The sequence below is a fragment of the Micromonospora qiuiae genome (assembly GCF_016863555.1).
Classification (GTDB): Bacteria; Actinomycetota; Actinomycetes; order Mycobacteriales; family Micromonosporaceae; genus Micromonospora; species Micromonospora qiuiae.
This window is the reverse complement of the sequence record NZ_BOPC01000060.1, coordinates 43,495-56,977: the sequence shown is the minus strand read 5'-3', so window position 1 is coordinate 56,977 and position 13,483 is coordinate 43,495. Positions and strand designations below refer to the sequence as shown.

The window sequence follows — 13,483 nt, the reverse complement described above, 5'->3', positions numbered from 1 at the left end:
ACGGCGGCCACCCCGCACAGGAAGGCCCGACAGCCCCGACCAACGCGCACGGGCCGGGCGGCGGCGATCAGACCGCGTCGATCACAGCAGCGCGGCGGTCCGTACCAGGGCCAGTCCGAGCAACGCCACCAGGATGAGCGCACCACCGCTGGCCTGCACCAACATCCGGTGCGAGCGCGGGGCGTACGCCAGCACCAGGGCCATCAGTGCGCCGAAGACCAGACCGCCCAGGTGCCCGGCGATCGAGATGTTCGGCACGACGAACGTGAAGATCAGGTTGATCACCAGGATGGGCACGATGGCCGAGGTGTCCCGGCCCAGTCGCCGCATGATCACGAAAATCGCCGCGAAGAGGCCGAAGACAGCGGTCGAGGCGCCGGCCGACATCCGGTTGGGCGCAGTGAACAGGTAGATGGCGACGTTGCCGCCGAAGCCGGCGATGAAGTACAGCGCGGCGAAGCGCAGCGGGCCGAGTATCGCCTCCAGCGATCGGCCGAGCACCCAGAGCGCCCACATGTTGAGCAGCAGGTGCACCACGCCGTAGTGCAGGAACATCGCGGTGACCAGGCGGTACCACTCGCCCTCCGCGACCCCGCCGATGGTGCCGTCGGGGAACATCGCCCGGCCGAGCACGGCGCCCCACTCGGTCAGCGGGGTGCCGCCGCCCAGCAGGCCGCCGAAGCCGGTGCCGCCAGCCGCCGCGTCCCCACCCCGGTCCGCCGCGATGGAGAGCAACATGACCAGCAGGTTGATGCCGATCAGCACCTTGGTCACGTAGCCGTGCCGGCCGGCGGTACCCCCACCGAAGGCGGTACGCGCCGGCCGCACGCTGCGGCGTCCCTCCGCCACGCACTCCGGGCACTGGAAACCGACCGACGCCTCTCGCATGCAGTCCGGGCAGATCGACCGGTCGCAGCGGGTGCATCGGACGTACGTCTCGCGGCCGGGATGGCGGTAGCAGGCCGGGGTGGTCGGTGGGGACTCACTCACCGCTTGCCCCAGGTGCCCGAGCGCTCAGTCATGCGAGCAAAGGTACCTCGCTGCACCGAACAGGTGACCCCGCCGTGGCCCGACTGCCGCGCCCAGGCCCGGCCGGCGGACGGAACGAGCGATGCCCGCCAGCACGGTCGCCGAGCGGATTCGTGCCGCGTCGACTCACGCGGACTGGCGCTCGATCTCGACGCGCTCGATGACGACGTCCTGCAGCGGCCGGTCACTCGGGCCGGTCGGGGTGTTGGCGATGGTGTCGACCACCTTCGCGGACTGCTCGTCGGCCACCTGCCCGAAGATGGTGTGCCGGTTGTTCAGGTGCGGCGTCGGCGAGACGGTGATGAAGAACTGCGAGCCGTTGGTGCCCGGCCCGGCGTTCGCCATGGCCAGCAGGTACGGCCGGTTGAAGTGCAGGTCGGGGTGGAACTCGTCGGCAAAGGTGTAGCCGGGGCCACCCCGGCCGGTGCCGGTCGGGTCACCCATCTGGATCATGAAGCCGCTGATCACCCGGTGCGAGATGGTGCCGTCGTAGTAGGGGCCGCTGCCCGGCTGACCGGTCCGCGGGTCGGTGTACTGACGGGTGCCCTCGGCCAACTCGACGAAGTTGCGGACGGTCTTCGGCGCGTGGTGGGGGAAGAGCTCCAGCCGGATCGGGCCGGCGTTGGTGTGCAAGGTGGCGTAGACAGCCTCGGCCACGGGTACTCCTCACTCGTTGGTCAGTTCCATGCGGATCCTCCCATGTGCCCGATCTGGACATGCGGAGGCATCCGAAGGTGGAGGATGAGACAGAGCAACTCCCAGGAGGTGGGACCGTGTTTGGAATCGGGCGGCGCAAGACCCAGGGACAACTGGCCCGGGTGGAGCTGAACCGTGGCATCGGCCACCTGCGACAGGCCGCCACGCACGCGGCGCGAGGGGCCGGCGCCACAGTCGGTCCGCGGGTCCACGCGGCTCGGGGTGCCGTGGCACCGGCCGCCATCGTGGTCCGGGACCGCGCCTCGAGCGGTTTCGCGACGACGGCCGCCGCGCTCGCGCCGTTGGCTGTGGCGGTGCGTCAGGCACGGGTCGAGGCGGCCGAAAAGGCCGTTGCCGGAAAGGCCGCGGCCAAGCAGGCCGCGGTCACCAGGAAGGCGAAGAAGATGAGGGCAAAGAAGAAGTCCCGCCGCGGCGGGCTCACCATGGCCGGCCTGCTCGCCGCAGGCACGGTGGCCGGGTTGGCCGGCGCGATGGCTCTGCGGCGCTACCGGGAGCAGCAGGTGTGGACCGAGTACGAGACGGGCGCCTCGCTGGAGCCGATGCGCGAGGAGGTGGAGACCCTCGAGGTGCGTACGTCCGGGGCGGGCACCGGCAGCAAGGCGTCGATCGCGCCGACCGGGGCGGGCAGCTCGGCGGTGGCCGGTGGCGACGGCGCCTCCACCACCAGCACGGCGACCGCACCGTCCAAGATCACCCCGACCGACAAGGTCCCCTCGGTCGCCGAGGGCGCCCGCACGACCAGCGGACGCCCCGCCGACAACGTCAGCAAGGCGGTCGACAAGTCCGCCAGCAACTCCAACGGCCGCGCCTGACCCCGCCGTTCCCCAACCCTCCTCCGGCCCCGCCGATCTCGCACTTCGGGTCACCGCCCCACCGGGATCGGCGGGGTGGAGGTGGTGGAGGCGGGTCAGAGCCAGTCGTTGCGGCGGAACCAGCGGTAGAGGGTCAGGGAGATGGTGAGCATCAGGGCCAGGACCACCGGGTAGCCGTAGGTCATTTTCAGCTCGGGCATGAAGTCGAAGTTCATGCCGTAGATGCCGGCGATCGCGGTCCAGACGGCGGCGATGGCCGCCCACGCGGCGATCTTGCGCATGTCGTTGTTCTGGTCGACCGTGACCTGGGCGAGCCGCGCCTGAAGGATCGAGTTCAGCAGATCGTCGTACGAGTTGACCTGCTCCACCGTGCGGCTGAGGTGGTCCTGCACGTCGCGGAAGTAGCGGCGTACCTCCTTGGGCACGTCCCGGTTCATCTGTGTGGCGAGCGCGAGCAGCGGGCGCTGCAACGGCATCACCGCCCGCTTGAACTCGACCAGTTCCCGCTTCATCTGGTATATCCGTTGGATTCGGCCGCTGGACTGGCGGTCGAAGACCTCCGTCTCCAGCACATCCATGTCGTCCTCAAGCCGGTCGGCCACCTCCAGGTAGAGGTCGACGACCCGATCGGTGATCGCATAGGCGACGGCCCAGGGACCGTGCAGCAACAGCTCCTGCCGGGTCTCGAGTTCCTCCCGAACGGGTGCCAGCCGGCAGGCGTCCCCGTGCCGGACGCTGATCAGGAACTGCGGCCCGATGAAAAGCATCACCTGCCCGGTCTCCACCACGTCGGAGTTCTCGGTCAGCTCGGCGTGCTCGCAGTACCGGGCGGTCCGCAGCACCAGGAAGCTGACCTCGCCGAAGCGCTCCAGCTTGGGCCGCTGCTGGGCCTTGACCGCGTCCTCCACGGCCAGTTCGTGCAGCCCGTAGGTCGCGGCGATCTCGGTCATCTCGGTGAGGTCCGGCTCGTGCAGCCCGAGCCAGACGAAGCCGGTCTCGGCGCGGCGGGCCGCGGCCAGCGCCTTGGCGTAGTCCCAGTCACCGGCTTGCCGCCGGCCGTCGAGGTAGAGCCCGCAGTCGACCGTCGCGCTGCGCCGCGGGCCGGCCGGGTTCTCCGAGGGCGGGGTGCCATCGGAATTGAGCCGGCGGGTCACGGCGCGTACCGGTGACCAGTTGCGGGGCCGCAGCACCCGGCCGCTGTCCGGGAGCCCGGCCTGACCGCCGTCGGGATTGACCCGGTGATCGTCGGTGGAGGTAGTCCGTCCCCGCTGGATCCGATTCGCCATGCGGCCCCCTCCCACGCTCGGCTGCCGGCTTGCAGGTTACGCCGCCGCGCCGGTCATCGAGACGTCGGCGATGAACGACCAGCATGCTGCCCGGCAGGCAGCGACACGACGGAGAACGAAGGGTGGCGCCGGACGGACCGGACCGCATCCGGGGGGTGAGGGGCCGATCCGGCCCGCCCGGCGCCGTGGGGGCGGGGGTTGTGCTGGCTGCGCCCCACCAGCGTGCGGGCGGCCGGGCCGCGCCGGGGACGACCGCCACGACCAGAGCCGGCCTGTCATCCGGTACGCATGATGAGTGACGCTCGCAGCATTGTGAGCTGCCAGCCGCGCGAGCGGGAGTCCCGAGGCGAGCCGGATCCGCGTTCTGTCAGATTTCTGACAGAAGCTCAGCCACGGACCGCTTCCATCGCCTCGGCCAGCCGCCGGACACCCTCGTCGATCCGATCTGCGGTCACCGCCGAGTACGCCAGCCGGAGCGCGTGCCGCCCACCCTCGATGACGAAATCACTGCCCTTGACGACCGCGACGCCGCGCTCGGCCGCCGCCGGGGCGAGCTTGTCGACCTCGACGTCCTCGGGCAGCTCGACCCAGAGAAAGTAACCACCGTCGGGCTCCACGAACCTTGCCTCGGGGATGTGCCGGCGCAGCGACTCGGCGAGCACGCGGGCCCGCTCACCGAGGGCCGCCCGGACCGTCTCGATCGACCGCTCGATGTCCCCCGACACGCAGAACTGGTGCACGATCGCCTCCGAGACCATGCCCGGGGAGATGTAGAGGCTGGTGGCCTTCTTCGCGATGTCGGCGATCAGTCCCGCCGGGCCCACCAGGTAGCCCACCCGCACGCCGGGGCAGACCGTCTTGGTGAAGCTGGAGGCGTGCACCACGACGTCGCGGGTGTCCATCGACAGCATCGACGGCAGCGGCTCGCCGCGGAACCGGATGTCGGCGTACGGATCGTCCTCGAAGATCGTGAAACCGTACTCGGCGGCGAGGTCGAGCAGTTCGCGACGCTTGTCCAGGGACAGCGTGACACCGGCCGGGTTCTGGTAGTTCGGGATGATGTGCGCCAGCCGGGGACGCACCCCGGACTCCAGCAGCTTGCGCAGTTCGACGGTGTCCAGGCCGTCCGGCTCGACGGCCACCCCGTGCAGGTCAGCGCCGGCTCGCTGAAGGTTGAGCAGGGTTCGGTCGTAGGTCGGCCGCTCGACCACCACCGCGTCGCCGGGCCGGACCAGGTGGTCGAAGAGGAAGGCGTCGGCCTGCAACGAGCCGTTGGTGACCAACACCTGATCCGCCTCGACCCCGTGCTTCTCGGCGATCCATCTGCGTAGCGGAAGGTAGCCGACCGAGGTGCCGTAGGCGGTCACCCCAGCAGGATCGGCGTCGAAGGCGCGGACGGCGGCGGCCTTGAGTCCCTCGACATCGACGATGTCCAGCGAGGGGGCCCCACGGGCAAAGGAGATCAGCTGCTCGGCGGTCATGGCTGTTCAGCGTACGGGCGGTGGTGGGGCTTACGCGGACGGCACGGCGATGTCCGCATCCTGAGCCACCGGGACGGGTGAACGCCGGTGCGCAGCGGCTACTGTTTCGCAGATGCCCACCGAGCCGCTGCGCTGCGCCGGAGCGCTGATCGTCGATTCCGATGGACGCCTTTTCTTCCAGCGCCGTTCCCCGCACCGGCGCCTCTTCCCCAACTGCTGGGACATCGTCGGCGGGCACCTCGAACCGGGCGAGACCGTCGAGGAGGCCCTGCGCCGGGAGGTCACCGAGGAGACCGGCTGGCGGGTGTCGGAGATCCTCGGCCGGGTCGGCGAGTACCACTACGTCGGCGACGACGGCCTGGCCCGGGTCGAAACCGACTGGCTGGTCCGGGTCGACGGTGACCTGGCCGCGCCGGTGCTGGAGGCGGAGAAGCACACCGAGTACCGCTGGCTCGGCCCCGACGACCTCGACCTGCTCGACGAGCACCGCGACGTCAACGACGGCCTGATCCGGCAGATCGCGGAGCGGGCCTTCGCCGTGCTGAGGTCGACCGGTTCGTGAGCGCCTCGGTGCAGCGGGGCCGCGCCGCCGACGGGAGCGACAGCGTCGGGCCCGCCCCGCGCCGGCAGCACGCTGCGCTGCTGGCCGGCTGACCGGCGACGGCCGCACAACGGGCGGCGCTATCCTCCTTCGGTGGATGCTCCAAGAACAGGAACCGATGTCGGCATGGTTGGAATGGTGCTGGCGGCCGGAGCCGGCCGTCGACTGCGCCCGTACACCGACACCCTGCCAAAGGCGTTGGTGCCGGTGGACGGCGAGATCACCATCCTCGACATCGCACTGCGCAACTTCGCCGAGGTAGGGCTCACCGACGTAGTGGTGGTGGTTGGCTACGCCGCGGACGCTGTCCGCGAGCGCCAGGCCGACCTGGAGCAGAAGTACGGCGTCACGCTCACCCTCGTGCACAACGACAAGGCCGAGGAGTGGAACAACGCGTACTCCCTCTGGCTGGCCCGCGACTGGTTCTCCCGCGGGGTGCTGCTGGTCAACGGGGACACCGTGCATCCGGTCAGCGTGGAGAAGACCCTGCTGGCCGAGCGCGGTCCCGGCGTCCTGCTGGCGATCGACACCATCAAGCCGCTGGCCGAGGAGGAGATGAAGACCACCTTCGACGCCGCCGGCCAGCTCACCCGGATCACCAAGCTGATGGACCCGGGCGAGGCGTACGGCGAGTACATCGGGGCGACGCTGATCGAGCCGCACGTGGCCGACGCCCTCGCCGACGCGCTGGAGGCCACCTGGCGGCGTGACCCGGACCTGTACTACGAGGACGGGTACCAGGAGTTCGCCGACCGGGGCGGCGAGGTGCGGGCCGCCCCGATCGGTGACGTCGCCTGGGTGGAGGTCGACAACCACGACGACCTGGCCCGGGCGCGGGAGATCGCATGCCGCTACTAGCGCGTACCGTCACGACGCCACTGTCGATCGAGGTCCGCCGGGGCGCGGTGGCCAACCTCGGTGCGTTGCTCGCCGACCGGCGGATCTCCGGCGGCGGCGACGTGGCGGTGGTGGTCGGCCCGGGGCAGGGCGAGAAGGTCGTGGAGCTGTGCCTGCCGTCACTCGGATCGGCCGACGTGTTCACCGTCGCCGGGGGCAGCGTCGACTCCGCCAACGAGCTGGGCGACCAGCTGCGCCGCCGGCACTACGACGCGGTCATCGGCATCGGCGGCGGAAAAACCATCGACACCGCCAAGTACGCCGCCACCCGGTACGGCATCCCGATGGTCACCGTGGCCACCAGTCTCGCCAACGACGGCATCGCCTCCCCGGTGGCGTCTCTGACCCACGAGGGCGGGAAGGGCTCGTACGGCGTGCACATCCCGATCGCCGTCCTGGTCGACCTGGATTTCGTCGAGAACGGGCCGGACCGGCAGACCCAGGCCGGCATCGGCGACGCGGTGAGCAACTTGAGCGCCTGCGCCGACTGGGAATTGGCCCATCGGGTCCGCGGCGAGCCGATCGACGGGCTCGCCGTGACCCTGGCCCGGACCGGGGCGGAGGCGCTGGTCAACCACCCGGGCAAGATCACCGACGACGCGTTCCTGACCACGCTGGCCGAGGCGCTGATCCTGGGCGGCATCTCGATGTCGATCTGCGGCTCCAGCCGGCCGGCGAGCGGCGGCGATCACGAGATCTCGCACGCCATCGACCACCTGTACCCGGGCACCGCCTCGCACGGGGAGCAGGTCGGCCTCGGCGCGCTGTTCTGCACCTTTCTCCGTGGCGACCTGGAGCGGTTCGGCCAGCTCGCCCGCTGTCTGCACCGGCACGGTCTGGCCACCCGGCCGGGCGACCTCGGGCTCACCGACGAGCAGTTCGTCGAGGCGGTGGTCTTCGCGCCGAACACCCGCCCGGACCGCTACACCATCCTCGAACACCTCGCGTTGCCCGCTGACGCCCTTCGTACCCGGCTGGGAGACTACGTTGACGCCCTCCGTGAGCACCTTGGTTGAGCCATCCCGCCCCACGGTCGCCGACTTCCACCGGGTCAATCGGGGCGGCGGCCTGTTCAGCGAGTCGGTCAGCCAGTGGATCGGCGCGGTCTTCGCGCTGGTCGCCCAGCGGCTCGGGCTGCGCCCGACCGCGCTGACCATCACCAACCTGGTGCTCGGGCTGGCCGCCTCGGTCACCGTGGTGGCGCTCGCCGGGCCGGTCGCCGCCGGGGACGTACCGGCCTGGGTGGTCGGGCTGCTCGCCCTGGTCGGCTGGCAGATCGCGTACGCCCTGGACTGTGCCGACGGTCAGCTCGCCCGGGTGACCGGGCAGGGCAGCGCAGCCGGGGCCCGGGTCGACGTGCTCTGCGACGTGGCGGCCCAGATCGCTCTGGTCGCCGCGCTGGGCGCGACCGCCGTGGCGCAGCGACCGGAGACGCCGACCTGGCTGGTGGCCACCTTCGCCGGCACCTGGATGGTCAACCTGGTCACCTCGGTCATGCAGTCCGGCCCCAACGCCGCCAGCATGGTCACTTCCACCTCCCTACCCGTACGCCTGGTGAAGCTGATCCGCGACTACGGCGCAGTGATCTTCGTAGCCGCGTTGGTGCTGGCCTTCGCTCCGGCGCTCACCTTCTGGGTCGTCGTCGCCTTCACCGTCGTCAACGGCGGCTTCCTCCTCGCCAGCATCGCCTTCTCCGCCCGCGCCTCTTTGTAGAAGGGGTCGGAACGATCGGCGATCGTTGACACCTCAATCAATTCCATGGGAGACTGCCATCGATAGAGTTCGATTAGGGTCGAGGCTGATGCCATTCCCGGCCCCATGCCATCCCACCCCCTTGGAGACCTCATGCGCAGAACCGCCAAGCGGATTGCCTCGGTTTTCGCCGCCGCAGCCCTGACCACCTCTCTGGTCGCCGCGCCTGCGGCCGCCACCGCGCCGGAGCGGGAGACGTTCAAGTCGCCTGACCAGGGCCTGGTCCTCTACACCGCGAAAAGCGCCTACGTGGTCGCCCGGCACACCGCGGTCGATGACAACTGCCACCCGATGCAGGACGCGGTCACGCTCATCGCCTGGACCCCCGTGTACGCCGTCGCTTACGCAACTGACGACTGCACCGGCCACGGGATGGGGCTCGGCATCTGGAGGAGCTGGAACCCCGGCCAGTTCCTCTCCTACAAGCTCACCTCCTACTAGCTGACACCACACTGGCCGCGGGCCGCATCAGCCCCGGTGGGCGACGGCCATGGCCAAACGGGCGGCGCAAGACCCCTGGTGCTCTGCGCCTCCTGCCACAGCCCTGTCCACACCAGGCAGCCGCCCGACGCATCAACGTTGAGCGACTTCTCGTCGCATAGTCATCCGGTTACCCGACAGTCTCTCATGTGGGCCCTGTCGAGCTGACTGCGTCAACGGATCGCGGTGACCTGCCGCGGGGTGCGGTACTTAAGCACTGACCGGCTTTCCAGGAGTGCTGAGGGGCCGCCGATAGCGTATGCGGTTCAGCTCGACAGGCACCAAAGTCGCTCAGGTCCGCCTTCAGCCGGACGAGGTGGCCCCGACCTGGAGATGCTGGTACGGCCCCTCAACCTTGGCTCCGCCACCTCGGCGATCGGCCCTGAGAGCGCCCCCATTCCGGCGGAATGGAGGTGATCAGGATCGGGCGATGGCCGCGTACACGTCGATGAGGCGTTTGGTGACCACGTCGGGGTGGAAGGTGCGCTCGTAGCGGGAGCGCGCGGCGGTTGAGAGCGCGGCGGCGCCGGCCGCGGCGACCGGCAGCGCGGCGGCCATGGCGGCCGGCTCCGGGGGCACCACCCAGCCGGCCTCTCCGGTCAGGATCCCGATGGGCAGGGCACTCACCCCGACGGCCGATCCACCCCCGACGGGCGCGGAGGCGACGGCGGCCGGGCCGGTGCCGGCGGGTTCCCGGGGGGTGTCCGCGCCGACCAGGTACGGAATGCCGCCGAGTGCGGTGCCGAGGACCGGCCGACCGCTGGCCAGCGCCTCGATGATCACCGTCGGCAGCACGTCGTGCCAGGTGGAGGTGGCCAGCACCACGGCGCTCGCGGCCAACGCGTCGCGTACGCCCGCGCGGTCCAGCGAACCGAGGTACGTCACGTCGGAGCGCTCGGCCGCCGCCGCCTCGACCAGCGGGCGCAACTCGCCGTCACCGGCGATGCGCAGCGGCCCGAGCGTGCCGTCCGGGTGCCGCCGCCACGCCTCCAGCAGCAGGCCGAGCCCCTTCTCCGGGGAGAGTCGGCCGAGGAAGAGGAAGCCCTGGCCGAGCGGCGGCGGGCTGCCGGGGTCGGGGATCCCGTTCGGTTTCACGACGATCCGCTCATCGGGGATGCCGTAGTCGCGCAGATGGTCAGCGACCGCGCTGGTCAGGGCGATGTACCGGTCCACCGATTTCCAGGTGCCCCGGTGCACGGCCAGCGTGGTGGCCATGAGTGCGCTCTGCGCCCGGGACCCTCGGTAGCAGCGGTGCACCACCGCCGGCACCCCGAGCACCCGGCCCCGGCAGTCCTGGCAGATCCTGCCGTCGCGGAAATACAGCCCAGAGGAGCAGACCTGGCGGTAGTTGTGCACCGTCTGCACCACCGGCACCCCGTGCCGGTGGGCGGTCCGCACCACCCAGGGCGAGAGCAGCGGGTACGGGTTGTGCAGGTGCAGCACGTCCGGCCGGTGCTCGGTGAGCAGGCGGGCCAGCTCCTGCTGGGCCCGGGGCGCGTAGATCGGCGAGATCGGCAGCAGCGCCTTGGCCGTCGTCGGCATCGAAGCGATCTCGTCGGAGCTGCGCAGGAACGGCAGCACCTCCACCCCGGCCGCGGTGAGCTGGGCGATCTCCGCGTCGACGATGGTGTTCTCGCCGGAGGGCTGAGCTTCCCGGTACCGGTTGTGCGCCACCACGATTCTCACGGGAAAGAAGGCTACCGTTGGATGGTGCCCGAACTACCGGAGGTGGAGGCGCTCGCGGGTTACCTGCGGCAGCGCGCGGTGGGCCGCCGCGTCGAACGGCTGGAGATCGCCGCGATCAGCGCCCTGAAGACGTACGATCCGGCTCCGACCGCTGTCGCCGGCCGGGCGGTGACCGACGCGCGGCGGCACGGCAAGTTCCTCGACGTCGTCTTCGACGGCGGGCTGCACCTGGTGGTGCACCTGGCCCGAGCGGGCTGGCTGCACTACCGCGAGGCGTTCGCCTCGACCGTCCCGTTACGTCCGGGCAAGGGGCCGATCGCGCTGCGGGTCCGCCTCGACGACGGCTCCGGCTTCGACCTGACCGAGGCCGGTACGCAGAAGAAGCTCGCCGCCTACCTGGTGACCGATCCGCAGGCGGTGCCGGGCGTGGCCAAGCTCGGGCCGGACGCGCTCTCAGCCGACCTGGGCACCTTCGCCGGAGCGTTGCGCAGCCGCCGGGGGCAGGTGAAGGGAGTGCTCACCGACCAGGCGGTGCTGGCCGGGGTGGGCAACGCGTACTCGGACGAGATCCTGCACGCAGCGAAGCTGTCACCCTTCGTGCTGACCAACCGGCTGACCGACGACCAGATGGCGATCCTGCACGCGACGACCCGGCGGGTGCTCGGCGACGCGGTGACCCGTTCGCTGGGGCAGCGGGCCGCGGAGCTGAAGGGCGAGAAGCGCTTCGGGCTCAAGGTGCACGCCCGCACCGGCCTGCCCTGCCCGGTCTGCGGCGACACCATCCGGGAGGTTTCGTTCGCCGACTCCGACCTCCAGTACTGCCCGACGTGCCAGACCGGGGGCAAACCCCTCGCTGACCGACGGTTGTCCAGACTCGTACGGTGAGTAACACCACTCGCCGACTACGGAGCGGAATCGGACGCGGGGTGCACAACCACCGGTCGGTCGCTCTACCCGGGCCGCCATCCATCGGTATAGTGGCTCGGTCCCGGCTTCCGGATGGCGTGGAGCCGGCCAGATGCCAGGCGAAGACGAGCCCGCCGCGCAATGTCCCTCGGGGTCGGCGATGCGACGGATTCCGCGTGGAAGACTGGAACGGTGGGCGACCCGCGCCCCTCACGGCGAGTGAGCGGCGCGTGTCATGCGGGAGGACATGGGTGAGGTGACGACTAGCCTCCAGCGCCCGGTAACCAACGAAGGCCGGAGCAGACCCGTGCGGCACGCCGACAGCTTCGAGATCCAGCCGCCGAATCAGCCGTCCCACAACGGCGTACCCCGGTCAGCCTGGGCCCGGGCCCGGCGGCGCGTCTCCCGCTGGCATCGCCCCTACACCGCGATCCTGCTGCTGCTGGATTTCGCGGCGGCGGCCTTCTCCAGCTACACCGCGATCCACAGCTTCGACCAGGCCACCGCAGGCTTCTACAACGCCCAGAACGACCCGACCTGGTTCTTCACGGTCGCCTTCCTGCTGCTGCCGCTGGGCTGGCTGAGCATCCTCTGGTTCAACGGCGCCTACGACCGGCGCTGCCTGGGGCTCGGGCCGGACGAGTTCAAGCGGGTCATCCGGGCCGGCGTGGCCGTCTGCGCGGCGGTCTCCTTCATCGCCTTCGCCACCAAGACCGACCTGTCCCGGTTCACCGTGGGCACCGCGCTGCTGATGGCCCTGCTGCTGATCCTGCTGGGCCGGATCCTGGCCCGGTTCGTGCTGCACGTGGTCCGCCGCAACATCCAGCAGGCAGCGCACCGGATGGTGCTGGTCGGCACTCTGCCGGAGTGCCTGGAGGTCTACACGGCGGTCACCCGTAACCCCTCCGCCGGGCTGGTTCCGGTGGCCATCCACATCACCGACGGGTACGCGGCGGCCAAGGGGGTGCAGACCCCGGTCCCGGTGTACGCCGGCCGCGACATCCTGGCCCTGGTGCGGGAGGTCGGTGGCGACACCATCGCGGTCTGCGGCTCTGCCAGCGCCGAGCCGGGCGAGCTGCGCCGGATGGCCTGGCAGCTGGAGGGCTCGGGGGTCGACCTGGTGGTGGCTCCGCAGCTGACCGACATCGCCGGGCCCCGGGTGCACATCCGCCCGATCGAGGGCCTGCCGCTGCTGCACGTGGAGGAGCCGACCCTGTCCGGGCCGGCGCTGCTGGCCAAGAGCATCATGGATCGGGTCGGCGCTGGTCTCGGCCTGCTGCTGCTGATCCCGGTCTTCGTCGCCATCGCCATCGCGATCCGGATCTCCGACCCCGGTCCGGTCTTCTTCCGCCAGCCTCGGGTGGGGCACGAGGGACGCACGTTCCGGGTGTGGAAGTTCCGGACCATGTACGTCGACGCGGAGGACCGGCTGGCCAGCCTGGTCGACCAGAACGAGACCGACGGCATGCTGTTCAAGATGAAGCAGGACCCTCGGGTCTTCCCGGTGGGCCGCTTCCTGCGCGCCTCGTCGCTCGACGAGCTGCCGCAGCTGATCAACGTGCTCAAGGGCGAGATGTCGCTGGTCGGTCCGCGCCCGCTGCCCGCCGACGATGGTGACTTCCTGGGCGACGTGCGGCGCCGACTGCTGGTCCGCCCCGGCATGACCGGGTTGTGGCAGGTGTCCGGCCGTTCCGACCTGTCCTGGGACGAGGCGGTTCGGCTCGACCTCTACTACGTCGACAACTGGTCGCTCGCGTACGACCTGAGCATTCTGTGGCGGACAGTGGGTGTGGTGGTGGCTCGCAAGGGCGCGTACTGACCTGGTGGTCTGCCCTT

Annotated in this window: 13 protein-coding genes; 8 read left to right on the top strand and 5 right to left on the bottom strand. The window is 70.5% G+C overall.

Features of this window, described 5'->3' with window-relative positions:
• Window positions 1–81: 81 nt before the first annotated feature.
• Window positions 82–990, bottom strand: coding sequence for a rhomboid family intramembrane serine protease (locus Vqi01_RS21060; protein ID WP_204036542.1), 909 nt, complete (start codon window positions 988–990; stop codon window positions 82–84).
• Window positions 991–1,155: 165 nt separating this feature from the next.
• Complete coding sequence (locus Vqi01_RS21055; protein WP_204036541.1) at window positions 1,156–1,686, bottom strand: peptidylprolyl isomerase; 531 nt, start codon at window positions 1,684–1,686, stop codon at window positions 1,156–1,158.
• Window positions 1,687–1,745: 59 nt separating this feature from the next.
• Between Vqi01_RS21055 and Vqi01_RS21050 the strand changes: the two genes are divergently transcribed.
• Entirely contained in the window at window positions 1,746–2,558 is an 813-nt protein-coding gene (locus Vqi01_RS21050; protein ID WP_204036540.1) for a hypothetical protein, read from the top strand.
• Window positions 2,559–2,653: 95 nt separating this feature from the next.
• Here the strand turns inward: Vqi01_RS21050 and corA are convergent, their stop codons facing one another.
• Entirely contained in the window at window positions 2,654–3,712 is a 1,059-nt protein-coding gene (gene corA, locus Vqi01_RS21045; protein WP_239098552.1) for a magnesium/cobalt transporter CorA, read from the bottom strand.
• A gap of 518 nt (window positions 3,713–4,230) precedes the next feature.
• Window positions 4,231–5,325: an aminotransferase-like domain-containing protein gene (locus tag Vqi01_RS21040; protein WP_204036538.1), complete on the bottom strand. Its 1,095-nt coding sequence runs from the start codon at window positions 5,323–5,325 to the stop codon at window positions 4,231–4,233.
• 112 nt (window positions 5,326–5,437) lie between these two features.
• On the opposite strand from Vqi01_RS21040, the gene Vqi01_RS21035 reads away from it, so the two are divergent.
• The 5 genes from Vqi01_RS21035 to Vqi01_RS21015 all read left to right on the top strand — a co-directional run bounded on the left by Vqi01_RS21035 (window position 5,438) and on the right by Vqi01_RS21015 (window position 9,016).
• A complete protein-coding gene (locus Vqi01_RS21035; RefSeq protein ID WP_204036537.1) occupies window positions 5,438–5,887 on the top strand; it encodes an NUDIX domain-containing protein in 450 nt (149 codons plus the stop codon).
• Window positions 5,888–6,052: 165 nt separating this feature from the next.
• Entirely contained in the window at window positions 6,053–6,784 is a 732-nt protein-coding gene (locus Vqi01_RS21030; RefSeq protein ID WP_204036536.1) for a phosphocholine cytidylyltransferase family protein, read from the top strand.
• Complete coding sequence (locus Vqi01_RS21025) at window positions 6,772–7,839, top strand: iron-containing alcohol dehydrogenase family protein (RefSeq protein ID WP_204036535.1); 1,068 nt, start codon at window positions 6,772–6,774, stop codon at window positions 7,837–7,839. Before Vqi01_RS21030 ends, Vqi01_RS21025 begins: the two co-directional genes overlap by 13 nt.
• Window positions 7,823–8,536: a CDP-alcohol phosphatidyltransferase family protein gene (locus Vqi01_RS21020; protein WP_204036534.1), complete on the top strand. Its 714-nt coding sequence runs from the start codon at window positions 7,823–7,825 to the stop codon at window positions 8,534–8,536. The genes Vqi01_RS21025 and Vqi01_RS21020 overlap by 17 nt, the downstream gene beginning before the upstream one ends.
• A 132-nt stretch (window positions 8,537–8,668) precedes the next feature.
• The gene (locus Vqi01_RS21015) at window positions 8,669–9,016 is read left to right on the top strand and encodes a hypothetical protein (protein ID WP_204036533.1); all 348 of its coding nucleotides are present in this window, start codon (window positions 8,669–8,671) and stop codon (window positions 9,014–9,016) included.
• Between the two features lie 456 nt (window positions 9,017–9,472).
• On the opposite strand, the gene Vqi01_RS21010 is transcribed toward Vqi01_RS21015, so the two are convergent.
• On the bottom strand, window positions 9,473–10,741 hold the full coding sequence (locus Vqi01_RS21010; RefSeq protein WP_204036532.1) for a glycosyltransferase: 1,269 nt from the start codon (window positions 10,739–10,741) through the stop codon (window positions 9,473–9,475).
• A gap of 24 nt (window positions 10,742–10,765) precedes the next feature.
• On the opposite strand from Vqi01_RS21010, the gene Vqi01_RS21005 reads away from it, so the two are divergent.
• Together Vqi01_RS21005 and Vqi01_RS21000 are read left to right on the top strand one after the other, a co-directional pair.
• On the top strand, window positions 10,766–11,626 hold the full coding sequence (locus Vqi01_RS21005; RefSeq protein WP_204036531.1) for an Fpg/Nei family DNA glycosylase: 861 nt from the start codon (window positions 10,766–10,768) through the stop codon (window positions 11,624–11,626).
• Window positions 11,627–11,894: 268 nt separating this feature from the next.
• Entirely contained in the window at window positions 11,895–13,466 is a 1,572-nt protein-coding gene (locus Vqi01_RS21000) for a sugar transferase (protein WP_204036547.1), read from the top strand.
• Window positions 13,467–13,483: the final 17 nt, after the last annotated feature.